The organism is Streptomonospora salina, assembly GCF_014204715.1.
Classification (GTDB): domain Bacteria; phylum Actinomycetota; class Actinomycetes; order Streptosporangiales; family Streptosporangiaceae; genus Streptomonospora; species Streptomonospora salina.
Map to the genome: position 1 here is coordinate 2,918,614 of NZ_JACHLY010000001.1, position 24,227 is coordinate 2,942,840.

Annotated in this window: 19 protein-coding genes and 3 rRNA genes; 13 read left to right on the top strand and 9 right to left on the bottom strand. The window is 69.4% G+C overall.

Annotated features, from left to right (window positions below; all coding sequences use genetic code 11):
- Nucleotides 1-9: 9 nt before the first annotated feature.
- Nucleotides 10-447, top strand: coding sequence for a phage holin family protein (locus tag HNR25_RS13350; protein ID WP_184635530.1), 438 nt, complete (start codon nucleotides 10-12; stop codon nucleotides 445-447).
- A 20-nt stretch (nucleotides 448-467) separates the two neighbouring features.
- Entirely contained in the window at nucleotides 468-1,379 is a 912-nt protein-coding gene (locus tag HNR25_RS13355) for an alpha/beta fold hydrolase (RefSeq protein ID WP_184635532.1), read from the top strand.
- Nucleotides 1,380-1,427: 48 nt separating this feature from the next.
- Here the strand turns inward: HNR25_RS13355 and HNR25_RS13360 are convergent, their stop codons facing one another.
- Both HNR25_RS13360 and HNR25_RS13365 read right to left on the bottom strand, forming a co-directional pair.
- Complete coding sequence (locus tag HNR25_RS13360) at nucleotides 1,428-2,573, bottom strand: RNA polymerase sigma factor (protein WP_184635534.1); 1,146 nt, start codon at nucleotides 2,571-2,573, stop codon at nucleotides 1,428-1,430.
- Nucleotides 2,574-2,579: 6 nt separating this feature from the next.
- A complete protein-coding gene (locus tag HNR25_RS13365) occupies nucleotides 2,580-2,987 on the bottom strand; it encodes a YciI family protein (protein WP_184635536.1) in 408 nt (135 codons plus the stop codon).
- A gap of 230 nt (nucleotides 2,988-3,217) precedes the next feature.
- Between HNR25_RS13365 and HNR25_RS13370 the strand changes: the two genes are divergently transcribed.
- The 4 genes from HNR25_RS13370 (at nucleotide 3,218) to HNR25_RS13380 (ending at nucleotide 8,108) form a co-directional block, all read left to right on the top strand.
- Nucleotides 3,218-3,763, top strand: coding sequence for a DUF309 domain-containing protein (locus HNR25_RS13370; RefSeq protein WP_184635538.1), 546 nt, complete (start codon nucleotides 3,218-3,220; stop codon nucleotides 3,761-3,763).
- Nucleotides 3,764-4,945: 1,182 nt separating this feature from the next.
- Nucleotides 4,946-7,351, top strand: a complete 2,406-nt coding sequence (locus HNR25_RS13375; protein ID WP_184635541.1) for a sodium-translocating pyrophosphatase — start codon at nucleotides 4,946-4,948, stop codon at nucleotides 7,349-7,351.
- Nucleotides 7,352-7,554: 203 nt separating this feature from the next.
- Entirely contained in the window at nucleotides 7,555-7,638 is an 84-nt protein-coding gene (locus tag HNR25_RS27260; protein ID WP_512700821.1) for a hypothetical protein, read from the top strand.
- The gene (locus tag HNR25_RS13380) at nucleotides 7,635-8,108 is read left to right on the top strand and encodes a SixA phosphatase family protein (RefSeq protein ID WP_184635543.1); all 474 of its coding nucleotides are present in this window, start codon (nucleotides 7,635-7,637) and stop codon (nucleotides 8,106-8,108) included. The genes HNR25_RS27260 and HNR25_RS13380 overlap by 4 nt, the downstream gene beginning before the upstream one ends.
- Nucleotides 8,109-8,171: 63 nt before the next feature.
- Here the strand turns inward: HNR25_RS13380 and HNR25_RS26525 are convergent, their stop codons facing one another.
- A complete protein-coding gene (locus tag HNR25_RS26525; protein WP_281387531.1) occupies nucleotides 8,172-8,303 on the bottom strand; it encodes a hypothetical protein in 132 nt (43 codons plus the stop codon).
- 553 nt (nucleotides 8,304-8,856) lie between these two features.
- Between HNR25_RS26525 and HNR25_RS13385 the strand changes: the two genes are divergently transcribed.
- From HNR25_RS13385 to rrf, 3 genes are all read left to right on the top strand, one after another.
- Nucleotides 8,857-10,393 (top strand): 16S ribosomal RNA (locus HNR25_RS13385).
- Between the two features lie 309 nt (nucleotides 10,394-10,702).
- Nucleotides 10,703-13,794, top strand: a 23S ribosomal RNA gene (locus HNR25_RS13390).
- Between the two features lie 125 nt (nucleotides 13,795-13,919).
- Nucleotides 13,920-14,037, top strand: a 5S ribosomal RNA gene (gene rrf, locus HNR25_RS13395).
- The 16S, 23S and 5S rRNA genes sit together here, the layout of an rRNA operon.
- Nucleotides 14,038-14,260: 223 nt before the next feature.
- Here rrf and serB read toward each other — a convergent pair.
- From serB to HNR25_RS13415, 4 genes are all read right to left on the bottom strand, one after another.
- Nucleotides 14,261-15,493, bottom strand: a complete 1,233-nt coding sequence (serB, locus tag HNR25_RS13400; protein WP_184635545.1) for a phosphoserine phosphatase SerB — start codon at nucleotides 15,491-15,493, stop codon at nucleotides 14,261-14,263.
- A 136-nt stretch (nucleotides 15,494-15,629) separates the two neighbouring features.
- A complete protein-coding gene (locus HNR25_RS13405; RefSeq protein ID WP_184635547.1) occupies nucleotides 15,630-16,256 on the bottom strand; it encodes a DUF1707 SHOCT-like domain-containing protein in 627 nt (208 codons plus the stop codon).
- Between the two features lie 74 nt (nucleotides 16,257-16,330).
- On the bottom strand, nucleotides 16,331-16,957 hold the full coding sequence (locus HNR25_RS13410) for a DUF1707 SHOCT-like domain-containing protein (protein ID WP_184635549.1): 627 nt from the start codon (nucleotides 16,955-16,957) through the stop codon (nucleotides 16,331-16,333).
- Nucleotides 16,958-17,048: 91 nt separating this feature from the next.
- The gene (locus HNR25_RS13415; protein WP_184635551.1) at nucleotides 17,049-17,819 is read right to left on the bottom strand and encodes an Rv1486c family protein; all 771 of its coding nucleotides are present in this window, start codon (nucleotides 17,817-17,819) and stop codon (nucleotides 17,049-17,051) included.
- A gap of 164 nt (nucleotides 17,820-17,983) precedes the next feature.
- Here HNR25_RS13415 and HNR25_RS13420 point away from each other — a divergent pair, with 164 nt between their 5' ends.
- Both HNR25_RS13420 and HNR25_RS13425 read left to right on the top strand, forming a co-directional pair.
- The gene (locus tag HNR25_RS13420; protein WP_184639271.1) at nucleotides 17,984-18,769 is read left to right on the top strand and encodes an ABC transporter ATP-binding protein; all 786 of its coding nucleotides are present in this window, start codon (nucleotides 17,984-17,986) and stop codon (nucleotides 18,767-18,769) included.
- 295 nt (nucleotides 18,770-19,064) lie between these two features.
- The gene (locus HNR25_RS13425; RefSeq protein ID WP_184635553.1) at nucleotides 19,065-20,051 is read left to right on the top strand and encodes an SPFH domain-containing protein; all 987 of its coding nucleotides are present in this window, start codon (nucleotides 19,065-19,067) and stop codon (nucleotides 20,049-20,051) included.
- 216 nt (nucleotides 20,052-20,267) lie between these two features.
- Here the strand turns inward: HNR25_RS13425 and HNR25_RS13430 are convergent, their stop codons facing one another.
- Nucleotides 20,268-20,615 carry a WhiB family transcriptional regulator gene (locus tag HNR25_RS13430; RefSeq protein ID WP_184635554.1) on the bottom strand — a complete coding sequence of 116 codons (348 nt, stop codon included), beginning with the start codon at nucleotides 20,613-20,615 and terminating at the stop codon, nucleotides 20,268-20,270.
- 550 nt (nucleotides 20,616-21,165) lie between these two features.
- Between HNR25_RS13430 and HNR25_RS13435 the strand changes: the two genes are divergently transcribed.
- Nucleotides 21,166-21,924, top strand: a complete 759-nt coding sequence (locus HNR25_RS13435; protein ID WP_184635556.1) for a sulfite exporter TauE/SafE family protein — start codon at nucleotides 21,166-21,168, stop codon at nucleotides 21,922-21,924.
- Between the two features lie 161 nt (nucleotides 21,925-22,085).
- Here the strand turns inward: HNR25_RS13435 and HNR25_RS13440 are convergent, their stop codons facing one another.
- Nucleotides 22,086-22,712, bottom strand: coding sequence for an HD domain-containing protein (locus tag HNR25_RS13440; protein WP_184635558.1), 627 nt, complete (start codon nucleotides 22,710-22,712; stop codon nucleotides 22,086-22,088).
- Nucleotides 22,713-22,852: 140 nt separating this feature from the next.
- Between HNR25_RS13440 and HNR25_RS13445 the strand changes: the two genes are divergently transcribed.
- Nucleotides 22,853-24,217, top strand: a complete 1,365-nt coding sequence (locus HNR25_RS13445) for an FAD-dependent oxidoreductase (RefSeq protein ID WP_312862527.1) — start codon at nucleotides 22,853-22,855, stop codon at nucleotides 24,215-24,217.
- The last annotated feature ends 10 nt before the right edge of the window (nucleotides 24,218-24,227 follow it).

Here is a 24,227-nt window from a genome sequence, read left to right on the forward strand (position 1 = left end):
GCGGTCTCCATGCCCGAAACCCGGTCGGGTGGCCCGGAGCCTGAGGAGTTCGACGCCGCCGAACACTCCCTGGGAGAACTCGTCTCCGAGGCGAGTGGGAACATGTCCCGGCTCGTCCGCCTGGAACTCCAGCTGGCGAAAATGGAGCTGGCCAGCGACGTCCAGAAGATCGGCATGGGCGCCGGGATGTGGATCGTCGCGGCCGTTCTGGCCCACATGGTCCTCATCCTGGTGGCGGTCACGGCCGGACTGGGGATCATGGCGGCCGGACTGGCGCCCTGGCTCTCGTTCCTCATCGTCACCGTCGCCTTCCTCCTGATCGCCGGGTTCTTCCTGTTCCTCGGCCTGCGCCAGTTCCGCAAGCGCCAGGGCTTTCCGCGCACCGGCGCGACCGTCGCCGGCACCCTGGCCGCGCTCCGCGGCAGCCGTCCTTCCTCCGGCAGCTGACCGGAGGGGCCCGGTGCGCAGTGCCTGACGAGTCGGCTGTCCTGCTCGACGGCCCCTGGACCCACCGGACCGTGAGCGCGGCCGGAACCCGTTTCCACATCGCGGAGGCCGGCGAAGGGCCGCTGGCGCTGCTCCTGCACGGCTTCCCGCAGTTCTGGTGGTCCTGGAACGGCCAGCTGACCGCGCTCGCCGAGGCCGGCTACCGAGCCGTCGCCGTCGATCTGCGCGGATACGGCGCCAGCGACAAGCCGCCGCGGGGCTACGACCTGATCACCCTCGCTTCCGACGCCGCGGGCCTGATCCGCGCGCTCGGTGAGGCCGAAGCCGTCGTCGTCGGCCATTCCACCGGCGGCCTGCTCGGCTGGACCATGGCCGTCTACTTCCCCAAAACCGTGCGCCGCCTGGCCGTGGTCTCCATGCCCCACCCGCGGCGGCTGCGGTCGGCCGTGCTCGGCCGCGGACAAGGCTGGGCGAGCCGCCACCTGCTCGGCTTCCAGCTGCCCGTCGTGCCCGAGCGCCGACTCGTCGCCGACGACGCACAGCAGGTGGCCACCATGCTGCGCACCTGGTCGCGGCCCGGATGGCCCGACTCCGAAACCGAGCGCAACTGCCGCGACGCCTTCCAGATCCCCGGTGTCGCACACAGCGCCCTGGAGTACCACCGCTGGCTGTTCCGCTCCCAGACGCGTCCGGACGGCCGCCGCTACATGCGCCGGATGCGCCGTCCGGTCTCCGTGCCGACCCTCCAGGTCCACGGTTCCCTCGACCCCGTCGTGCTGCCGGAGACCGCCCGCGGATCCGGACGCTATGTCGAAGCGCCTTACCGCTGGCGCATGATCGAGGGCGCCGGGCACTTCCCGCACCAGGAGCGTCCCGAGCTGTTCGACTCCGCCCTGACCGGCTGGCTGGCCGACCCCGAACCCGACAGGTGAACCGGATCCCCGGCGGCCCCCGCCCCGGCACCGCTCGACCGCTCGGCCTCAGCCGCGCAGTCGCGTGTTGATCCGCGCGGCCTGGCGCATGAGGTGGTCGCGCTCGGGGAGGCTGGGCGCCGAGCGCGCGGCGTCGCCGTAGAGCCGTGCCGCCGTGCCCGGGTCGCCGTCGCGCTCGTGCAGGTAAGCCGCCGCGGCGGTGCGGCGGGGTAAGGAAGGGTCGAGTTCGGCCAGGGCGGCCAGCCCCGCCCGCGCCCCGTCGGCCTCGCCGAGAGCGATCGCACGGTTGAGTCGGGCCACCGGGTTGTCGGTGATCCCCAGCAGCTCGTCGTACCACTCGACGATCTGTACCCAGTCGGTCTCCTCCGCCGTGCGGGCGTCGGCGTGCAGCGCGGCGACGGCGGCTTGTGCCTGGTATTCGCCCAGTCGGTCGCGGGCGAGCGCGGCCTGGAGCACGTCGACGCCCTCGGCGATCAGCCCGGTGTCCCATAGGCCGCGGTCCTGTTCGGCGAGCGGCACGAGGCTGCCGTCGGCGCGGGTCCGTGCCGGGCGCCGTGCGTGGTGCAGCAGCATGAGCGCGAGCAGCCCGGACACTTCCTCATGATCGAACCCGGCCGCCAACGTGCGGGTGAGCCGGATCGCCTCGGCGACGAGGTCGACGTCGCCGGAGTAGCCCTCGTTGAAGATCAGGTAGAGCACGCGCAGCACAGTGGCGACGTCACCGGGCCGGTCGAACCGGACGGATGCGACGGTGCGCCTGGCTCTGCTGATGCGCTGGGCCATGGTCGCCTCGGGCACGAGGTAGGCCTGCGCGATCCGGCGCGTGGTCAGGCCGCCGACCGCGCGCAGTGTCAGCGCGACGGCCGAGGCCGGGGTCAGGGACGGGTGCGCGCACAGGAAGTACAGCTGGAGCGTGTCGTCCACCGCTCGGCCCGGGCCGGGTTCCGGTTCGGCCTCGACGCGTTCCTCGCGGCCGCGCCGGGTCGTGTCGGCACGGGCGGAGTCGAGGAATCTGCGCCAGGCCACGGTGACCAGCCAGCCCCGGGGGTCCCGCGGCGGACGGTCGGGCCATGCTCGCACCGCTTCGACCAGGGCTTCCTGGACGGCGTCCTCGGCCGCCGCGAAGTCGGCTCCGCGGCGGACGAGGACGCCGATCACCGCGGGGGTGAGGGACCGCAGCAGGGTCTCATCCACGGTGCGTCACTCCGTGACGGTCTCGGGTTCGGACATGAACGGGCGGAGCTCAAGCCACTCGTGGATCGGCTCGCCGCCGGCGCCCGGGGCCGCGGACAGCTCGCCGGCCAGCTCCAGCGCCCGCTCGTAGGTTTCGACGTCGATCACCATCCAGCCGGCGATCAGGTCCTTGGCCTCGGCGAACGGGCCGTCGGTGACCGGCGGCCGCCCCTCGCCGTCGTAGCGGACGAAGGTGCCCTCCGGCGACAGCGCTTGGCCGTCGACGAACTCGCCGGTTTCTTCGATCCGGGCGGTGAAGTCCTGCATGTACTGAATGTGGGCCGAGACCTCCTCCGGAGCCCACTGGTCCATCGGCACGTCGTTGACCGCCGCCGGCGCGCCCCGGTAGTGCTTGAGCAGCAGGTACTTGGTCATCGTGTCCTCCTCGCTTCGGTACGGCCCGTCGCGGCCGCGTTCATCCGGGGGACGGAGCCGGGCTCGGCGTATCGACATCCCACCGGGATCTTTCCCGGGATCTTCCCCGGACGACAGGGGACCCGCGGAGCCGCTACGCCCGCCGCCTTCCGCCTCCTGCGCGGGTGCACAATTGGGGGCGGCGGTGAACGGGCACAGGGCAGTCGGCAGCCAGACAAGGAGCGGCGAGGATGAGCGACTCCACACAGACCCAGCGCGACCGGGATCCGGAGGGCAGGGCGCAGAACCAGCGCCCCCGCGACCGCTTCGGCCGGCCTCTGGCCCACGGCTCCGAAGGCGTGGCGCGCGTCCCCGACGACGCGGAGTTCACCCCTGAGGAGGGCCTGCACGAAGCCCAGAAGCTGCTCGACGCCGGCTACGCCTTCCACGCACACGAGGTGCTGGAAGCGGTGTGGAAGTCCGCCGCCGAGTCCGACCGCCAACTGTGGCGGGGACTGGCCCAGATCGCCGTCGGCCTGACCCACGGCCAGCGCGGCAACCGCGTAGGTGCGGCACGGCTGCTGCGCCGCGGTGCCGAAGCCGTCGCGGACTACGGCTCCGCGGCCCCCGACGGCGTCGACGCCGTGGGTGCGGCGGACTTCGCGCAGTCCGTCGCCGACCGTCTGGACGCCCTTGAGGGCGCGGAAGACGAGGACCGCGCCGGCGCCGATTCCGACGCCCCTGCCGTCGACATCGACACCGGCGGGTTGCGGTTGCGCCGCGGCGACGCGCGGTAGGCGGGATCCGCGGAGCGCCCGCCTTCCCGGCGGGGCCGCTCCCGGAAGGCGGGGGTTCCGGGACCGGGCGGTGGATCGCGTCCGGCTCGACGTCCCCGGTCAGGGCGTGGGTCCCGGTGCGTCTTCCCGGGCGCCGGCCCCGCTGTTCAGCGGCGTGTGCAGCAGTCGCGGCAGGACCGCACGGTTGAGCACCGCCCGCCTGCCGCTCGACGGTTCCGAGACCGGTCGGGAAGTGGCGCCGGTGCTCGGTTCCGATACCGGTCCGGCGATGAGGCGGCCGCCCTCGCCGCCGGGGTGCCGGCGGTCCCGGTGCGGTACGGGCGGGTCCCCGGAGAGCCGTCCACGGACCGATTCACCGGCCTCGGCGTCCGATGCCAGGGCACGAGGGGCGCGGGACACGATGAGCGCTGCGGACGACGTCCGGAGCGACGGGTCCTCCCGCACGCCGCAGCACGCGATCGACACTCCGACCGTGTTCCGGCAGTGGCGCGCGGACGTTCTGCGGCCCGCGGCGCGGGCCGTCCGAGTCCGCTGCGGTAGCGCGCGGCACCAGCGCCGATCCGCCTCCGGAAGCAGCCGCGCACGCCCGGAACGCCCTGTTCCTGCGTGCTCTGCGACACATCGGCGCCGAACCGGTGGCGCCGCACACCCGCGGTGCGGTTCGCTGCATACATAGGGGAACCGCCGCGCCAAGCGCTGCGGCTTCCCTCCGGTGCCGGCGCTGCCCGCCGCAGCCGGACCGCCACCCGGACCCCGGCATACGCCCGCACCCCGCATGCCCGGCCCGTCCGTCGCACCTGCGGGCCAGGACGGCCGCCGCACGCCGCGCGCCGGAGCCGGCGGAACGGTGCCCTTTATGTGGCGTTTATTCTTTTTGTCTTTTATGTATTCATTTTTACTAAATGCGAACCCGGAGGCGGGATATCCGCATTCGCAGGTCACCGTGCGATCACATATCGTTCCCGCGTAGCCGATCACCGTGACCCGCACTCACATTTCGTCCTACCGGTGCGTAGAATCCCCGGACACCGTTCCCGCTGGTCCCAGCGGAACGGCGTACGAAACCGTGTTGGTGGCACCCGCAGGACCCTGCCGGGCGTGCCGTCGAGCCTGGTGACAGGCATGGGAGGCGGCCGCACTACCCCGCGGGGGCCAAAACGTGCCCGTCTCTAGGAGGACGGATTGTCTGGGCTCACCCAAGCCGCCAGTGGCGGCCCGGCCCTGGCTCTGGACGGAATGAATTTCACGCTTGTCGTCGTGGTGCTGGTGGTCGCGCTTCTCGCGCTCGCCGTCGCCGGATGGCTGGTCCGTGAAGTTCTCGCCGCCGGCCAGGGCACCGAGCGGATGCAGGACATCGCGCGTGCCGTCCAGGAAGGAGCTGCGGCGTACCTCAAACGCCAGTTCCGCACCCTGGTCGTGTTCGTCATCGTCATCCCGGTGCTGCTGTTGCTGCTGCCGGCGGACGACCTCGCGGTGCGGATCGGACGATCCGTGTTCTTCGCCCTCGGCGCCGGCTTCTCGGCCCTCACCGGCTTCATCGGCATGTGGCTGGCCGTGCGCGGCAACCTCCGTGTGGCCGCGGCCGCCCGCGAAGGCGGTGAGAGCGGAGAACACTCCGCGATGCGGATCGCCTTCCGCACCGGCGGGGTCGCGGGCATGTTCACCGTCGGTCTCGGCCTGCTGGGAGCGGCCGTCGTCGTCCTCGTCTACCGCGGCGACGCCCCCAACGTCCTGGAAGGCTTCGGCTTCGGCGCGGCCCTGCTCGCGATGTTCATGCGGGTCGGCGGCGGCATCTTCACCAAGGCCGCCGACGTCGGCGCCGACCTCGTCGGCAAGGTCGAGCAGGGCATCCCCGAGGACGACCCGCGCAACGCCGCGACCATCGCCGACAACGTGGGCGACAACGTCGGAGACTGCGCGGGCATGGCCGCCGACCTGTTCGAGTCCTACGCCGTGGTGCTGGTCGCCTCGCTGATCCTGGGCCGTGTCGCCTTCGGCGTCGAAGGCCTCGTCTTCCCGCTGCTCGTACCCATGATCGGCGTCATCACCGCCATCATCGGCATCTTCATCGTGGCGCCCCGCTCGCGCGACAAGACCGCCATGTCGGCCATCAACCGGGGATTCTTCGTCTCGGCGGTCATCTCCGCCGTCCTGGTGACCGCGACCGCCTTCGCCTACCTGCCCGCGAGCTTCGACGGGCTCACCGGCGCCGGCGAGGAGATCCAGGGCCTGGACGGCGACCCCCGGCTCGTGGCCGTCGGCGCGGTGCTCGTCGGCCTGGTTCTGGCCGCCGCGATCCAACTGCTGACGGGCTACTTCACCGAGACCGACCGGCGCCCCGTGAAGGACATCGGCGAGAGCTCGGAGACGGGCGCCGCCACGGTCATCCTCTCCGGAGTCTCGGTGGGTCTGGAGTCGGCCGTCTACTCGGCGGTGCTGATCGCCGGTGCCGTCTACGTCGCCTTCCTCATCGGCAGCGCTTCGGTCACGCTCAGCCTCTTCGCCGTCGCCCTGGCGGGCACCGGCCTGCTGACCACGGTCGGCGTCATCGTCGCGATGGACACCTTCGGGCCCGTAGCCGACAACGCCCAGGGCATCGCCGAGATGTCCGGCGACGTCGAAGGCGCCGGTGCCGACGTGCTCACCAGTCTCGACGCGGTGGGCAACACCACCAAGGCCATCACCAAGGGCATCGCCATCGCCACCGCGGTGCTCGCTGCCACCGCCCTGTTCGGTGCGTTCCGCACCGCGGTCGAAGAAGCGCTCGCGGAGTCCGGCCAGGACGCGGCCAGCTTCAGCCTCTCCATCGACGAGCCCAACGTGCTCGTCGGCGTCATCGTGGGTGCGGCGGTCGTGTTCCTGTTCTCCGGACTGGCGATCAGCGCGGTGGGCCGGGCCGCCGGGCGCGTGGTCCTGGAGGTGCGGAACCAGTTCCGTACCCACCCCGGGATCATGGACGGCTCCGAGAAGCCCAAGTACGCGCGGGTCGTCGACATCTGCACCCGGGACTCGCTGCGTGAGCTGATCACGCCGGGGCTGCTGGCCGTACTCGCGCCCATCGCCGTGGGCTTCGCGCTGGGCTACGCACCGCTGGGGGCCTTCCTCGGCGGCGCGATCGCGGCCGGTTCCCTGATGGCCGTCTTCCTGGCCAACTCCGGCGGCGCCTGGGACAACGCCAAGAAGCTCGTCGAGGACGGCAACCACGGAGGCAAGGGCTCCGAGGCGCACGAGGCCACGGTCATCGGCGACACGGTCGGCGATCCCTTCAAGGACACCGCCGGTCCGGCCATCAACCCTCTGCTCAAGGTGATGAACCTGGTCGCGCTGATCATCGCGCCGAGCGTCGTGATGCTGTCCGACGACTTCTTCCTGCGGGCCGCGGTCACCGTCGTCGCGACCGCGGTCATCGTCGGCGCGATCGTGTGGTCCAAGCGCCGCACCGGCGAGGTCACCGCGACGAACCTGCCCGGCAGCGGCACCGGTGGCGACGGCGGCTCCCCCGCCGTGGAGGCCGACGGAACGGCCGCCGGCGAGGGATCCGTGCGCAAGGAGGAGGCCCGCGCCGCAGACGGCGGCGGCGAGGACTGACCCCCGCTGCGCTCCACGGGGCGCGGGCGCCCGGTATGCGGTCCCGGGCGCCCGCGCCCTTTCGCTTTTCCGGGGGTTCTCCAGGGCGATACCGCCGGATACGGTCGCTTCGGCGGCGCGGGCGGCGCCCGCGCCGGAGGGTGCCGGCGACCCTCTAGGCTGAGCGGCGAAGAACCGCGCTGGAGGATGTCCCGTTGTCAGGAATGAAAGGGCTGGCCGTGATCGTGGGAGCCATGCTCGGTGCCATGGCGGTGATCGCGATCGTGGCCACGGTGCTGTCGCCATGACCAAACGACTGATCGTGCTCAGGCACGCCCAGGCCGAGCCGCTGATCGACGGCTCCGACCACGAGCGTGCGCTGACCCCCGAAGGCCGTGACCAGGCGCGGGCGGCGGGCGCCACCCTGGCCTCGGCCGGCGCGCTTCCCGACCACGTCGTCTGCTCGACGGCGCTGCGCGCTCGGCAGACCCTCGAATCGGCGGTCGAGGCCGCCGGTCGAATCCCCGACCCCGACTACGAGCGCGACCTCTACGGCGCCGACGTCTCCGCGGCGCTGGAGGTGGTCTCGCGGACCGACCCCGACGTGGAGACACTGCTGATCGTGGGGCACAACCCCACGATGGCCCAGCTCGTGGCGGCCTTCATGCCGGACGAGCCGCTGGACTCCTTCCCCACGGCCGGCCTCGCGGTGATCGATCTGGAGGTCGAGTGGCTCTACGCCGCGCCGGGCACGGGGGCGGTGCGCCTGCTGACCTGACGGCGACGGTCGGAGCCGCCGGAGGCCCCGCGCCCGCATCCGCCCCCGTCCGGCGGCTCCGCGTCACCCGTCGGCGGTGAGTTCCAGCAGTCCGGTGGCGACATCGGTGAGGGTGGCGCCCACCGTGTCGGGGGCCGTCCAAACACGGGTGCCGGCGGTCGGCCGCGCCTCGCCGCCCGGCCCGAGTTGGCTCATTCCGCGAAGACCGCTATAGTCGTCCGAGCCGCCGTGGTTCGGGACGTTCAGCGCCTGCCTCCACGGAGCGGCGCTTCACCTCGTCTGCGGCCGTCGTCGGACGGTCGGGGCGGGATCCACACGATTCGATTCGAATCTCCTTCGTATGGCGGGGTCCGACTCTGCCTGTGGGAGTGGAGACGGTTGTGCGGAAGCAGTCGGATTCGCGTTCTGAATTCGCCGATTTGGCGGGTTAGCGGGAACCCTGCTAATGTGAAGACACAACAGAGAGCGGGGCGAAATCGCACTCCGGTGCGGTGGGGATCCCGCCGGGAGATTCCGTCTCTTGGGAAGAGCTCGGGCGGATCCGCCGGACGGCGGGTCGGGGCTTGTACCGGATGAGCGGTCGTTCCTTGAGAACTCAACAGCGCGTGTTTTTCTTTGTGCCAAGTTTGTTTTGGCCCCGTGGAACCGGCGCCTTCGGGCGGTTCGGTTCCGGGGTTCCTTTGATGGGCCCGGGTTGGCTCCGCGTGCTGCGCGGGGTTTTTACCGGGTCGTGTCGGGGTTCAGACCTTTAATGGAGAGTTTGATCCTGGCTCAGGACGAACGCTGGCGGCGTGCTTAACACATGCAAGTCGAGCGGTAAGGCCCTTCGGGGTACACGAGCGGCGAACGGGTGAGTAACACGTGAGCAACCTGCCCCTGACTCCGGGATAAGCCGGGGAAACCCGGTCTAATACCGGATAGGACGTTCCGTCGCATGGCGGGGCGTGGAAAGGTGTTTCTCCGATCAGGGAGGGGCTCGCGGCCTATCAGCTTGTTGGTGGGGTGAAGGCCTACCAAGGCGATTACGGGTAGCCGGCCTGAGAGGGCGACCGGCCACACTGGGACTGAGACACGGCCCAGACTCCTACGGGAGGCAGCAGTGGGGAATATTGCGCAATGGGCGGAAGCCTGACGCAGCGACGCCGCGTGGGGGATGACGGCCTTCGGGTTGTAAACCTCTTTTACCACCGACGCAGGCCCGTGCTTCTGTGCGGGTTGACGGTAGGTGGGGAATAAGGACCGGCCAACTACGTGCCAGCAGCCGCGGTAATACGTAGGGTCCGAGCGTTGTCCGGAATTATTGGGCGTAAAGAGCTCGTAGGCGGCGTGTCGCGTCTGCTGTGTAAGTCCGGGGCTTAACTCCGGTTTGGCAGTGGATACGGGCATGCTAGAGGTAGGCAGGGGAGACTGGAATTCCTGGTGTAGCGGTGAAATGCGCAGATATCAGGAGGAACACCGGTGGCGAAGGCGGGTCTCTGGGCCTTACCTGACGCTGAGGAGCGAAAGCGTGGGGAGCGAACAGGATTAGATACCCTGGTAGTCCACGCTGTAAACGTTGGGCGCTAGGTGTGGGGACTTTCCACGGTTTCCGTGCCGTAGCTAACGCATTAAGCGCCCCGCCTGGGGAGTACGGCCGCAAGGCTAAAACTCAAAGGAATTGACGGGGGCCCGCACAAGCGGCGGAGCATGTTGCTTAATTCGACGCAACGCGAAGAACCTTACCAAGGTTTGACATGCCGGGAAATCCTCCGGAGACGGGGGGTGCCTTCGGGCGTTCCGGCACAGGTGGTGCATGGCTGTCGTCAGCTCGTGTCGTGAGATGTTGGGTTAAGTCCCGCAACGAGCGCAACCCTTGTTCCATGTTGCCAGCACGTGATGGTGGGGACTCATGGGAGACTGCCGGGGTCAACTCGGAGGAAGGTGGGGATGACGTCAAGTCATCATGCCCCTTATGTCTTGGGCTGCAAACATGCTACAATGGCCGGTACAGTGGGCGTGCGATGCCGTGAGGCGGAGCGAATCCCTAAAAGCCGGTCTCAGTTCGGATTGGGGTCTGCAACTCGACCCCATGAAGGTGGAGTCGCTAGTAATCGCGGATCAGCAACGCCGCGGTGAATACGTTCCCGGGCCTTGTACACACCGCCCGTCACGTCATGAAAGTCGGCAACACCCGAAACGTGCGGCCTAACCCTGCGGGGAGGGAGTGCGTGAAGGTGGGGCTGGCGATTGGGACGAAGTCGTAACAAGGTAGCCGTACCGGAAGGTGCGGCTGGATCACCTCCTTTCTAAGGAGTCGTTGCTGTCGGCCCGTTGTTTTTCGTCGTGGGCCGGCCGGCTCGGAAGTGGACCCGGTGGCCTGTGGGCGGCCCCGTTCTCGTCGGTGGATCTTCGGATCGCGGCGGGTGGGGCGGTCCGGTGCCGGGAGTGGTTGCGGAGGATGCACGCGCTGTTGGGTGTCTGAGGGGGCGGCCTGTGGGTCGTCGTCCCGGTGCCACCCCGACGAAGACGCGTCCCGGTTCGGGGCGGGTTGTGGTCGGGCTCGTGGTGTGCGGTTTGATTTGTGGATAGTGTGCGCGAGCATCTTGTATCTGCGGTGGCCAAGCAAGAGTGGCATACGGTGGATGCCTTGGCACCAGGCGCCGATGAAGGACGTGGGAGGCCGCGATAGTCCACGGGGAGCCGTCAACCGGGCGTTGATCCGTGGGTGTCCGAATGGGGGAACCCAGCCCGAGTTGTGTCGGGTTGCCGCCGTCTGAATGTATAGGGCGGTCGGTGGTGACGCGGGGAAGTGAAACATCTCAGTACCCGCAGGAAGAGAAGACAACAGTGATTCCCTCAGTAGTGGTGAGCGAACGGGGATGATGGCTAAACCGTGCGCGTGGGATAGGCGGCAGTCGTTGCGTGTGCGGGGTTGTGGGGTATGTCTGTTCCGGGTCTGCCGATCCGGTCCGTGGTGGTGTGTGTCAGCCGAAGCCGTTGGGAAGCGGCGCCGGAGCGGGTGAGAGTCCTGTAGGCGAAGGCGCATGGCATCGTGGTGGGCGTGGCCCCGAGTAGCGCGGAGCTCGAGGAATTCCGTGTGAATCCGGCAGGACCACCTGTCAAGCCTGAATACGTCCTGGTGACCGATAGTGGACGAGTACCGTGAGGGAAAGGTGAAAAGTGCCCCGGTGAGGGGTTGTGAAATAGTACCTGAAACCGTGTGCTGTCAAGCCGTCAGAGCTTCGCTTGAGTGCGGGGTGATGGCGTGCCTTTTGAAGAATGAGCCTGCGAGTCATGGTGTGTGGCGAGGTTAACCCGTGTGGGGTAGCCGTAGCGAAAGCGAGTCTGAACAGGGCGGTGGAGTCGCATGCTGTGGACCCGAAGCGGAGTGATCTACCCATGGCCAGGGTGAAGCGGAGGTAAGACTTCGTGGAGGCCCGAACCCACCAGGGTTGAAAACCTGGGGGATGAGCTGTGGGTAGGGGTGAAAGGCCAATCAAACTCCGTGATAGCTGGTTCTCCCCGAAATGCATTTAGGTGCAGCGTCGTGTGGTGCTCCCCGGAGGTAGAGCTACTGTTTGGCCGATGGGCCCGACCAGGTTACTGAGGTCAGATAAACTCCGAATGCCGGTGGAGTGAGCGCGGCAGTGAGACTGCGGGGGATAAGCTCCGTGGTCGAGAGGGAAACAGCCCAGACCTCCGGCTAAGGCCCCTAAGGGTGCGCTAAGTGGGAAAGGTTGTGGAGTTGCTGAGACAACCAGGAGGTTGGCTTAGAAGCAGCCATCCTTGAAAGAGTGCGTAATAGCTCACTGGTCAAGTGATTCTGCGCCGATAATGTAGCGGGGCTGAAGTGCGCCGCCGAAGCCGTGGGGCCGGCACGTTGGTGTCGGTTGGTAGGGGAGCGTCGTGCGTTCGGTGAAGCCGCCGGGTGACCGTGTGGTGGAGGGCGTGCGAGTGAGAATGCAGGCATGAGTAGCGATACCGGAGTGGGAAACTCCGGCGCCGATTGACTAAGGGTTCCTGGGGCAGGTTGATCCGCCCAGGGTGAGTCTGGACCTAAGGCGAGGCCGACAGGCGTAGTCGATGGATGACGGGTTGATATTCCCGTACCCGTGCGCGTGCGCCCGTGTCGATAGCCCTGATGCTGACCATGCATGCCCGTCTTCGTGCCTTCGGGTGCGGGGGTGGTGGTGTGCCTGGGACCCGAGGGGTGTGTAGGCAAGTGATGGGGTGACGCAGTGGGGTAGCTCTACCCGGCGGTGGTTGTCCGGGGGTAAGCGTGTAGCCCGGGGTGGTGGTAAATCCCTGCCCTGTTACAGGGGTGAGGCGTGATGCCGAGCCGTTTCGGCGAAGTGAGTGATCCCGTGCTGTCGAGAAAAGCCTCTAGCGAGTGCGTGTGCGGCCAGTACCCGAAACCGACGCAGGTGGTCAGGTAGAGTATACCGAGGCGTTCGGGTGATCCGTGGTTAAGGAACTCGGCAAATTGTCCCCGTAACTTTGGGAGAAGGGGAGCCCTGTCCGGTGATCAGGTTTTCCCTGTGAGCGGGGCGGGGTCGCAGATACCAGGGGAAAGCGACTGTTTATTAAAAACACAGGTCCGTGCGAAGTCGTAAGACGCTGTATACGGACTGACGCCTGCCCGGTGCTGGAACGTTAAGAGGACCGGTTAGCGCTTGTGCGTGAGGCTGGGAATCTAAGCGCCAGTAAACGGCGGTGGTAACTATAACCATCCTAAGGTAGCGAAATTCCTTGTCGGGTAAGTTCCGACCTGCACGAATGGCGTAACGACTTTCCCGCTGTCTCAACCGCGGGCCCGGTGAAATTGCAGTACGAGTAAAGATGCTCGTTTCGCGCAGCAGGACGGAAAGACCCCGGGACCTTCACTATAGCTTGACATTGGTGTTTGGGATGGTTTGTGTAGGATAGGTGGGAGCCGGTGAAGCCGCCACGCCAGTGGTGGTGGAGGCGTTGGTGAAATACCACTCTGGCTGTTTCGGGCATCTAACCTCGGGCCGTGATCCGGTCTGGGGACAGTGTCTGGTGGGTAGTTTAACTGGGGCGGTTGCCTCCTAAAGGGTAACGGAGGCGCCCAAAGGTTCCCTCGGCCTGGTTGGCAATCAGGTGGTGAGTGTAAGTGCACAAGGGAGCTTGACTGTGAGACGGACGTGTCGAGCAGGTGCGAAAGCAGGGACTAGTGATCCGGCGCCGGCGTGTGGAAGCGGCGTCGCTCAACGGCTAAAAGGTACCCCGGGGATAACAGGCTGATCTTCCCCAAGAGTCCGTATCGACGGGATGGTTTGGCACCTCGATGTCGGCTCGTCGCATCCTGGGGCTGGAGTTGGTCCCAAGGGTTGGGCTGTTCGCCCATTAAAGCGGCACGCGAGCTGGGTTTAGAACGTCGTGAGACAGTTCGGTCCCTATCCGCTGCGCGCGTTGGAGACTTGTGAAGGGCTGTCCCTAGTACGAGAGGACCGGGACGGACGAACCGCTGGTGTGCCAGTTGTTCCGCCAGGGGCATGGCTGGTTGGCTACGTTCGGGAGAGATAACCGCTGAAAGCATCTAAGTGGGAAGCTTGCTTCGAGATGAGGTCTCCTGCCCTGTGGTGGGGGTAAGGCCGCCAGGTGATGACTGGGTTGATAGGCCGGGTGTGGAAGCCTTGTGAGGGGTGGAGCTGACCGGTACTAATAGGCCGAGGGCTTGTCCGCCGTGGATGCTGGGTGCTCGCGCATGCTATGTTTTCTCCTGCTGGCCTGGTGTGTGGGGTCGGTGGGGGTTCCGCAGGTTTCGCCTGTGCGTCTGCCGTTGTTGGCGGGTGTGTGGGTGGTGGGTTTTGCGGTGGTGATAGTGGGAGGGTCACACCCGGTCTCATTCCGAACCCGGTCGTTAAGTCTCTTTGCGCCGATGGTACTGCCTCCATGGTGGGGGTGGGAGAGTAGGTTGCCGCCGCATTTCTTTGTAGAAGGGGGCGGGTCGTCGTCGGGCGGCTCGTCTCCTTCTTTTTTTGTGTCCGGGGGTGTGACTGGGGGTGGCGGTGCGGGTGCGTAGTGTCACAAGCCCGGGCTGGCCGGGTCGCGGGTGCTCATGGTGGCGGAAAACGCCGGACCGGACGAGGTCCGGTCCGGCGGAAGCGGTCGATTCACGGGCGGGGGTGGGGCGGAGTCGGGATCCGTCGTCAGCCGGCGGGACCGTCGAGGTCGCCTTCGCGGTCGGCCGCCTCGACCTCGTCGCGGGAGACCCCCAGCAGGTAGACGATGGTGTCCAGATAGGGGACGTTGACCGCCGTGTCGGCCTGTTCCTGCACCACCGGTTTGGCGTTGTAGGCCACGCCCAGACCGGCCGTCTGCAGCATGTCCAGGTCGTTGGCGCCGTCGCCGATCGCCACCGTCTGTGTCACCGGAACGCCCGCCTCGTGAGCGAAGCGGCGCAGAGCCTCGGCCTTGCCCTTGCGGTCGACGATCGGTCCCACCAGCTGGCCGGTGAGCTTGCCGTCCACGACCTCCAGCGTGTTGGCCAGGGAGTAGTCGATCCCCAACCGCTCGACGAGGGCGTCGGTGATCTGGGAGAAGCCGCCGCTGACGATGGCGCACTCGTAACCCAGCCGCTTGAGCGTACGCACCAGAGTGCGTGCGCCGGGGGCGAGCACCAGCCGGTCGCGCACCGCGTCGAGCGCGGACGCGTCGAGGTCTTTGAGCAGCGCGACGCGGCGGCGCAGGGAGTCCTCGAAGTCGAGTTCGCCGCGCATCGCCTCTTCGGTCACGCGGGCGACCTCTTCGGCGCAGCCGGCGTGCTCGGCCAGAAGCTCGATCACCTCGCCCTGAATCAGCGTGGAGTCGACGTCCATCACGATCAGGTGCTTGCCGCGGCGGTGCAGCCCGCTGGGTTGCAGCGCCACGTCGATCCCCTGCGTGGCCGCCTCCATGGACAGATCGCCGCGCAGCTGCTCGGGATCGGCGCCGGAGATGTCCAGTTCGAATGAGGAGACGGGGTAGCTCGCGAGCCGCTCGATGCGCTCGATGTTGGCGCCGGAGCGGGCGACACAGGAAGCGATCGCCCCCAGCGCGCCCGGACGCAGCGGGTCCGCCAGCACCGTCACGTGGAGTTGTTCGGGGGACGCGTGGCCCACGCGCCCGTTGCCGTCGGAGTACTCGACGTCCATGTCGAGGTCGATGCAGGTCTTGTCCACGGCCGCGCGGATCTCCGTGAAGACGCGGCTGCGGCTGACGCCGGGGGCGACGCCCTCGTCGACGCTGACGAGCGCGCTCAGGACGAGGCGTTCTCCTACGACGACCTGTTCGAGGTCGACGAGGACGACCGGGAACACGGACAGGGTGCTGAGCAACCGTGCGCTGACGCCCGGGCGGTCGCGGCCGGTCACCGTTACCAGGAGCGTGGTGTGATCATTCATCGCGCCAACTACGGTACTCGCCCGACTTTTCGGACCGACGGCCAGGGCCGCGCCTAGGGAACCGGTGTTCATCTCCTGGTCATCGGCCTGCACCGATACCGCCACCGGTGCGCCGTCTGCGAGCCGCCGCCGGCGGCTATCGGCGGTTCTTGCGCTTGCGCTTGGGCCGCTTCGCCTTGACCTCGATTCCGCCCAGCATGCAGGTGCCCGTCAGCCGGATGACGGGGTGGTTGGGGTCGGTGACCGCATCCGTGCCGTTCAGCCCCGTCCCCCCGAGAATCCCCGCTATGTTGTTCACCACACGGACGCCGTGCGGGACGATGATCTCCAGCCCGCCGCAGATCACTGCGCACTGGATGGTGACTTCGCGCTGGGAGAGCACGGCCTCGCGCAGGTCCAGCTCGACGCCGCCGAAGAGCACGGAGACGTTGGTTCGCGGCTCGACGAGCCAGCGCCCCTTGCGCTCGGCCCCGCTGAACACCGCGACGATGTTCTCGCGCCCGGTGCTGTCGGCCGCCAGCCGCCGCGCCTCCTCGGTGGCCGCGGACATCGCCGCGCCATCGCGGTCGTCGCCGACGCCGCCGAGTTCGGGCAGGTCGTGGGTGATCCCGGCGAGCTCGCCGACGGTCTTGGCGCGGTAGAGGGCGTCGACGCGCTCCTCGTGCTCGGCCTGGGTCAGCCGTCCTTCGGCGGCCGCTTCGCGCAGGCGTTCGGCGACACGGTCGCGATCGGCGTCGGAGGCGCGGATGTGGTCGGGTTCCATGGCGCGTGGCCGTCCTTCTGCTGTCTTCGGCGTATCGTGTTTCGTCGCCGCGTGGCCCCGGTCGGCGCCGCGGCTCAGCGGCAGCGGCGCTTGCGTTCGGCGGCCCCGGCACGCCGGGGTTTCGCCCGGGCCTCGACCGAGGAGAGCCAGGACGATCCGGTGATCACCACGGTAGGCGCCGAGGAGTCGGCGTCCAGGTCGGTATCGATGCCGGTGGCGCTGAGGATGTCGGATGCGCGGCTCACCACGCGCACCCCGGGCGCGACGATGATCTCCAGCGAGCCCATCACGAGTGCCGTCTGGATCGTCACCTCGTGCTGGGACAGGGTGGCCTCGCGCAGGTCCAGTACGGCGGCGCCGAGGATCACGGAGACGTTGGTGCGCGGCTCGACGAGCCAGTGCCCCGTGCGTTCCGCGGAGGCGAGTACGGCGCGGATGTTCTCGCTCCCGGTGGGTGAGCGCGGCGGGGCGGCGGCCTCAGGGGCGGTCGGGGCCCCCGCGGGGAGGTCCGTGGTCAGGGGGGCGAGCTCGCCCCGTGTGCGTGCGGCGTAGGCGGCGTCGATGCGCTCGCCGTGCTCCGCGTGGCTGAGGCGGCCTTCGCTCAGCGCGGCGGCCAGGACCTCGGCGGTGCGGTCGCGGTCGGCGTCGGATGCCTTCAGGTTCGCGGGTCCCGCGGCGGGCGCGGATGCCGTCTCGTTCATAGGTCCAGTATCGGACGGGGATCCCGCTGAGGGGATCCGGTGGCGTCCCTGGCTTTCCCCTGATGTCGTCCGGGGCGGCCCCGGGGTCGGGTCAGTCGGCGGCGGCGTTGTAGGCGGCGACGCGTGCGCGGCGCACCGCGGCGTCGAGTACGCGCAGCGCTTCGCGGCGGGACTGCATCTGCGCGGCGCTGAGTCCGCGTCCTTCGTCGTCGTCGGCGAGCCGGACCACGACCGCCAGCCGGTCGGCCTGTGCGGCGAGCCGGTGCGCGCGCTGCGGGTGCCCGGGGGCCAGGCCGGGTGTGGGCGCCCGGTCGGCGTCGCGCAGGTCCGCCAGCGCCCGGGTGACCTCCGGACCCCACGCGGAGATGTCGTCGACCTGTCCGAAAAGCGCGGCGGATTCGCGCATGGCGGTGTGCAGCCCGTGCTCGGCGTCGGGCAGGGGGACGGGTTCGGGATCGGCGTCGGCCGCCGGGTACGGCGTCCAGGCCACGCCGACGTAGGAGGAGCCGCGCCGGTCCTCGTGCGGCACGAGGCCGACCTTGCCCCGCTCCAGCCGCACCAGTACCGCCTCGCGGGCGTCGAGGGCCTGCCTGTTGAGCTCGGCGCCGCCGACCAGGCCCAGCGGGTCGCCGGGGACGGGCAGGCACAGCCGGAAGGACGCGAGCCCGTGCGGACGCAGTCCGGCCAGGGCCGACCGCAGCGGTGTACCGGCCTCGAACGGAAGGTCGTCCTCGGCGGTGCCGATGACGTGGGGGCCGGTGTCGCGCTCGGTGGCGCCGACGGCGTCGTCGAGCCCCGCGCGGCCGGCCAGCCAGGCGTTGCCCCATGCGACGAGCTGGGCGGATGAGAGTTCTCGCAGCATCGCCTCTCAGCCTAGATCGGTGCGCGTATCCCGAGGGACGTCGAGTAGGTTCGCTTCGACGGGGTCCGCTGCCGCGCGGACCCTTCGGTGCGCCGCGGGGCCGCACCGCGGCAGAGGGCGGCGTGTTGCGATTCACCAGTCCCAGTATGACGACGGAGAGTGCGATGAACGGCCAGGTGCTGCGCATGAGCGGCGTGACGGTGCGCCGCGGCGAGGCGGAACCGCTGCGCGAGGTGGATTGGACCGTGGAGGAGGACGAGCGCTGGGCGGTGCTGGGCCCCAACGGGGCGGGTAAGACGTCGCTGCTCAGCGTGGCCGCCGCACAGACGGTGCCCGACACCGGATCGGCCGAGGTGCTCGGCGCGTCCCTGGCCGGTGCCGACACCACGGAACTGCGCAGCATGGTCGGGTTCGCCAGTTCCGCGGTGGCCAACCGCATTCCCGATGCGATGACGGTGCTCGATCTGGTGATCAGCGCGGCCTACGGGTATCTGGGCCGCTTCGGCGAGGAGTACGGAACGGTCGACTACGGGCGCGGGCGGGCGCTGCTGAACCGCTGGGGTGCGGGCCACTTGGCCGAGCGGCGCTTCGGCACCCTGTCGGAAGGCGAGCGCAAGCGGGTGCTCATCACCCGGGCGCTCATGGCCGACCCGGAGCTGCTGCTGCTCGACGAACCGGCCGCCGGGCTCGACCTGGGCGGGCGCGAGGACCTGCTCGGGCGGCTGGGCGCGCTGGCCGACGACATCGACGCGCCGACGCTCGCGATCGTGTCGCACCATGTGGAGGAGATCCCGCCCGGATTCACCCACGTGCTGATGATGCGCGACGGCGCGGTGACGGCCGCCGGGCCGGTGGAGTCCGTCATGACCGGGGAGAACCTGAGCGCGACGTTCGGGCTGGAGCTGAAGCTGGAGCGCGACGGGAAGCGGTGGAACGCCCGCGCCGTATGACGCATGCGTCCGGCGGGGATCCATCCCCGCCGTCCCCGGGCTGAGGCCAGGATCAAATCGACATATCGGAGTGGCCGCAATCGGGTGTGCTGTCCGCATGCGGTCAGGTAGTGCCCGTTCGGCGCGGGACGAGTGGGCTTTTGCGGAGACGTGCGGGTACATCCGGCTTAGGATCGCCGCGTGTGCCGGCGGCGGTGTGCCGCCCGCGCACCGGTTGCCGCGTACCGGCCGGAGTGGCTCGGCGATCGCGCACTGACCACCTGTGTCCCCGTACAGGAGAGCCGGAGCCGCCCCGATGGGAACCATCGTCATCATCCTGCTGATCTTCGTCGCCGTCCTGGCCGTGATCGGTTGGCGCAGCGTCCGCATCGTCCCCCAGGCCATGGCCGACGTCGTGGAGCGGTTCGGCGGCTACCACCGCACGCTCAGCTCGGGGTTCAACATCGTGGTTCCGTTCATCGACCACGTCCGCCAGCGCATCGACATGCGGGTGCAGGTGGTCAGCTTCCCGCCCCAGGCCGCCATCACCCACGACAACCTGTCGGTCAACGTCGACACCGCCGTCTACATCAGGGTCACCGACCCCTACAACGCCACCTACCGGGTCGCCAGCTTCATCCAGGCGGTCGAGCAGTTGGCTTCGGCGACGCTGCGCAACGTCATCGGCGGGATGGAGCTGGAGCAGACCCTGACCTCGCGCGACGAGATCAACCGGGAGCTGAGCGCCGTGCTGGACGAGGCCACGGCCGAATGGGGTATCGAGGTCAGCCGCGTCGAGCTGAAGTCCGTCGAGCCCCCGGAGTCCGTCCAGGAGGCCATGGAGAAGCAGATGCGCGCCGATCGCGACAAGCGCGCGGAGATCCTCACCGCCGAGGGGCAGAAGCAGTCGGCGATCCTGCGGGCCGAGGGCGAGCAGTCGGCAGCGGTGCTCAGCGCCCAGGGGTCCGCCGACGCGGAGAAGGTGCGTGCCAAGGCCCAAGCCGAGGCGATGACGGTCCGTGCCCGCGGCGAGGCCGATGCGATCACGATGGTGGCCAAGGCGCTGAAGGCCGGCGACGTCAGCCAGGAGGTGCTGGCGTATCAGTACGTGCAGAAGCTGCCCGAGATCGCGCAGGGCGACTCCAACAAGGTGTGGATCGTACCCAGCGAGATGGGCAAGGCGCTGGAGGGCATCGGCGACGTGTTCGGGCGCGTCCGCGACGTCGCCGACGAGGCATCGGCCGGGACGAACGGTGCGACCGGTGCCGACGGAGAGGACGGCGGGCGGCGCCTCGACGGCTGACGGGCTGTCGGGTAGTCGGCCGGTCGTGGTGGGCGGTCGGCCGATGCGCAGAACAGTTCCCGAAACGCGTGCGCGGTGCCGTCGGTCCGCGCCTTCGCGCTGCTGCCGCGAAGGCGCGGACGGGTGCCGCGGTGGCGGCGGGTGCGCCGCGGGGCGCGGCGGAGGCGGATCAGCGCTCCGGCCGAACCGTCCGCCTTCCCCGGTGCGGCGCCGCCGTCACCGCTCGGCCTCGGCCGGGGCGGCGAGCGAGGCGTCCTGGAGCCAGCCTTCCCCTGCGGTCTCCGAGTTCGCCCGCTCGTAGCGTGCCCGTGCTGTCGTCAGCAGATCCCACCACGACGTGACGTCCGGGCGCCGCCGCAGCAGCGCCCTGCGCTCGCGTTCGGTCATGCCTCCCCAGACACCGAACTCGATGCGGCCGTCCAAGGCCTCGGCCAGGCACTCGGTGCGCACCGGGCAGCCGCGGCAGATCAGTTTGGCGCGGTTCTGCGCCGCTCCCTGAACGAACAGTGCATCGGGGTCGACCTCGCGACACAGCGCGCGGGTCGTCATCTCTGCAGTCCACATGTTGCCCCACTCCCAAGATCAGCATGTGTGTCGGATGCGCCGACGGGCGCGGTCGCCGGCGCGGATCGGCGGGGGCGGGGCACCGGCCGGGAACGTTTCCCGAGCGCTGGTCCGGACAGGGGGTCGGCTCTTCGCGTCGGGCCGGGGTTTCGGCTTGTTGTGTCCCACCTCACCGCTGATGTCGAAACTACGGATCGGCGGAGAAGCACGACAGGCCCCATTGGGCCCATTTCTGATATAGCCCGAGTGGGTCATGGCCAAATGGACTCCGGTTTGCAACACGGTGCGCTTCGGATTAGGCACGTTCGGCGACGAGCGCGGCTCGGCGGTCGCGGGCGAACGAGAGGGGACGGGTTCGGGGGTGTGGCGAATGCGACACGGGGCGCGTCTCGGCGGCGCGCACCGGCGAGTGATCCGCAGCGTAGACTGTATGCACTGAACCTCGGGTTCGGCCGAGTCAGCGGCCTCCGGGGTCCGTACGGCGTGCGGAGCCGCCCGATCGGACTATGCGCTCCTGCCGCCGCTCGTTCCCACTTCGTGAAAGGCGGCCATGAGTCCGTGGGAGGCGCTCGCCATTCTGCTGGCGGGCATCGGCGCAGGCGGGATCAACGCGGTCGTAGGGTCGGGAACCCTGTTCACCTTCCCGGTACTGCTGGCGTTCGGGTTCCCACCGGTGACGGCGTCGATCTCGAACAGCATCGGCCTGGCTCCGGGCGCCCTCACCGGAACCTTCGGCTACCGGCGCGAGCTGCGCGGCCAGGGCCGCCGCGTGCTGCGGCTGGCGGCGATGTCCTGCCTCGGCGCCTTGACCGGCGGCGTGCTGCTGCTCAACCTGCCCTCGGAGGTCTTCGAGAGCGTCGTGCCGGTGCTCATCGGCATGGCGTGTGTGCTCATCGTCGTCCAGCCGCGCATCGCCCGCCGGATGCGCGAACGCAGGCCCCCCGGCTCGGGCCGGGGACCGCTGGTGCCGCTGGGGGTCTACGCCGCCGGCACCTACGGCGGTTACTTCGCCGCCGCCCAGGGGATCGTGCTGATCAGCATCCTGGGCACCGCGCTGGACGAGGACGTGCACCGGATCAACGCGCTGAAGAACGCGCTCGCCGCCACCGTCAACGCCACGGCCGCGGTCTTCTACATCACCTTCGGGGCGCCGTCGTGGCCCGCGGTCGCGCTGATCGCGGCGGGCTCGGTCGTCGGCGGCTACACCGGGGCGGTGCTGGGCCGCATGCTCAAGCCCTTCGCGCTGCGCGGGCTGATCGTGGCGGTCGGGCTGACCGCCGCCGTCCAGCTGGTACTCGAACGGATCTGAGTCCGCCCCGCCGCTCCGCCCCTCGGCGGCGCCGGTCGCCGCGTTTCCAGTGGGAGACGGGCCGACTCGCCCGACGGACGAGCCGCGCCCCATGCTCCGACCCCGGGGCGGCCGGCTCCGCGGGGATCCCGGTCGGGTCCCCGGTCCGGCCCGCCCCGGACTCAGCCGGCCGCGAGGTACCCGCGGCGCTCGGCGTCCTCGATCAGCGCCTCCGCGTAGGACCCCAGCGCCGGGGACCCGTCGGCGATGATCTTCACCTTGTCGGCGACCTGCCTGCGGGTGACGTTGTGGCGCACCCACGTGCCGCCCTCGGTGTGCCAGTTGGCCAGCATCGGCGCCAGCCGGTCGACGGCCTTGGCGAAGCGCGCCTCCGGCGTCGTGCGCGCCTCGAACTCGTCCCACAGCGCACGCGTGTGCCGGGCCTGGTCCTCGGGCAGCAGGGCGAAGATGCGATCGGCGGCGGTGCGTTCCCGATCGGCCTGCGAGCCGGTCTCTCGCGTGTCGAAGATGAACGTGTCGCCGGCGTCGATCTCGACGATGTCGTGCAGCACCAGCATCTCCACGACCCGGTCGATGTCGGTGCCCTGCGGCGCGTACTCGGCGAACACCCGCGCGGCCAGTGCCAGGTGCCAGGAGTGCTCGGCGTCGTTCTCGCGGCGCGACCCGTCGACGAGCATGTTGCGCCGCAGGATGCGCTTGAGCTTGTCGGTCTCCAGAACGAACCGGAGTTGGGACGTGAGCCGTTCGTGGTCGACGCCGCCGGCGAACACCGGTGCCGGTTCCGTCACGTAAGTAGCCCTCCTAGCAACGATGGGTGCCACGTCGGCACCAGGGGAATCTCCCGGATACCACGGGGATGATCCCATGCGGCGGCGTCCGTACGGTCGGCGCCGAGGCGTCCGGCAGAGGAGACGGCATGGAGCGGCGAGTGAACGAACGGTCACGGCTCATCGTCATCGGCGGCGACGCGGCGGGGATGAGCGCCGCGTCGCAGGCTCGGAGGCTGCGCGGCGCAGAGGACCTGGAGATCCTCGCCCTCGAACGCGGACACCACACATCCTACTCGGCCTGCGGCATCCCCTACCTGGTCGGCGGAACCGTGAACAGCTCCGACTCCCTGATCGCGCGCGATCCCGCGACCTTCCGCCGCGACTTCGGCATCGAGGTGCGTACCGCGACCGAAGCCGAAGCGATCGATCCGGACCGGGGCACCGTCACCGCCCGCACCGCCGGCGGGCCCGCCGTCGAGGAGCCCTTCGACGCGCTCATGATCGCCACCGGCGCCGTCCCGGTGCGCCCCGGCCTTCCCGGCATGGACGCGCCGGGAGTGTTCGGCGTGCAGACCCTGGCCGACGGCATCGCCGTGCGCGACGTCGTCGACACCGGGCGGGTACGCACCGCGGTAGTGGTCGGCGGGGGCTACATCGGGCTGGAGATGGCCGAGGCGTTCGTGCAGCGCGGCATCGAGGTGCGCCTGATCGAGGCCGCCTCCGAACCCATGACCACGCTCGACCCCGACATGGGGCGGCTGGTGCACGACGCGCTGCTCAAGATGGGGGTGCTGGTGCACACCGACGAGCCGGTCACCGGAGTCGAGACCGGACCCGGCGGCGCCGCCCGTGCGGTGGCCACCGACCGCGCGGCCTACCCGGCCGACATCGTCGTGCTGGGGCTGGGTGTGCGGCCCGACAGCGAAATGGCGGGCGCCGCGGGGATCGACGTGGGGCCCACCGGCGGCATCGCCGTCGACGCCCGCATGCGCACCTCCGCCGAAGGGGTGTGGGCCGGCGGCGACTGCGTGCAGAGCCTGCACCGCATCTCGCAGGCGCCCGTGGCCATCGCTCTGGGCACCCACGCCAACAAGCAGGGGCGGGTGGCCGGTACCGACATCGGCGGCGGCTACGAGCGCTTCGGCGGTGTACTGGGCACGGCCATCAGCAAAGTGTGCGGTCTGGAGGTGGCGCGCACCGGGCTCAACGAGACCGAGGCCGAGCGCGCCGGGTTCGAGTTCGCGACCGTCGCCCTGGAGTCCACCACCCGGGCGGGCTACTACCCCGGAGCCGAACTCATGACGACGAAGGTGCTGGCCGAGCGCACGTCCCGGCGGCTGCTGGGTGCCCAGATCGTCGGCCGGGAGAACGCGGCCAAGCGAGTGGACGTCCTGGCCGCAGCGCTGTGGGGCGCCATGTCGGTGGACGACGTCGCGGGGATGGACCTGGGCTACGCGCCGCCGTTCTCGCCGGTGTGGGACCCCGTCCAGATCGCCGCCCGCAAGCTGGCCGAGACGGTCTGAGCGGCGCCCC

Excerpts from the sequence above, each read along its gene's own strand:
- HNR25_RS27260 (WP_512700821.1), top strand. The coding sequence starts at position 7,555 with ATGAAAGGGCTGGCCGTGATCGTGGGAGCCATGCTCGGTGCCATGGCG.
- HNR25_RS13425 (WP_184635553.1), top strand. The coding sequence starts at position 19,065 with ATGGGAACCATCGTCATCATCCTGCTGATCTTCGTCGCCGTCCTGGCC.
- serB (WP_184635545.1), bottom strand. The coding sequence starts at position 15,493 with ATGAATGATCACACCACGCTCCTGGTAACGGTGACCGGCCGCGACCGC.
- HNR25_RS13420 (WP_184639271.1), top strand. The coding sequence starts at position 17,984 with ATGAACGGCCAGGTGCTGCGCATGAGCGGCGTGACGGTGCGCCGCGGC.
- HNR25_RS13370 (WP_184635538.1), top strand. The coding sequence starts at position 3,218 with ATGAGCGACTCCACACAGACCCAGCGCGACCGGGATCCGGAGGGCAGG.
- HNR25_RS13380 (WP_184635543.1), top strand. The coding sequence starts at position 7,635 with ATGACCAAACGACTGATCGTGCTCAGGCACGCCCAGGCCGAGCCGCTG.
- HNR25_RS13435 (WP_184635556.1), top strand. The coding sequence starts at position 21,166 with ATGAGTCCGTGGGAGGCGCTCGCCATTCTGCTGGCGGGCATCGGCGCA.
- HNR25_RS13365 (WP_184635536.1), bottom strand. The coding sequence starts at position 2,987 with ATGACCAAGTACCTGCTGCTCAAGCACTACCGGGGCGCGCCGGCGGCG.
- HNR25_RS13405 (WP_184635547.1), bottom strand. The coding sequence starts at position 16,256 with ATGGAACCCGACCACATCCGCGCCTCCGACGCCGATCGCGACCGTGTC.
- HNR25_RS26525 (WP_281387531.1), bottom strand. The coding sequence starts at position 8,303 with ATGAGCCAACTCGGGCCGGGCGGCGAGGCGCGGCCGACCGCCGGCACC.
- HNR25_RS13430 (WP_184635554.1), bottom strand. The coding sequence starts at position 20,615 with ATGTGGACTGCAGAGATGACGACCCGCGCGCTGTGTCGCGAGGTCGAC.
- HNR25_RS13410 (WP_184635549.1), bottom strand. The coding sequence starts at position 16,957 with ATGAACGAGACGGCATCCGCGCCCGCCGCGGGACCCGCGAACCTGAAG.
- HNR25_RS13415 (WP_184635551.1), bottom strand. The coding sequence starts at position 17,819 with ATGCTGCGAGAACTCTCATCCGCCCAGCTCGTCGCATGGGGCAACGCC.
- HNR25_RS13350 (WP_184635530.1), top strand. The coding sequence starts at position 10 with ATGCCCGAAACCCGGTCGGGTGGCCCGGAGCCTGAGGAGTTCGACGCC.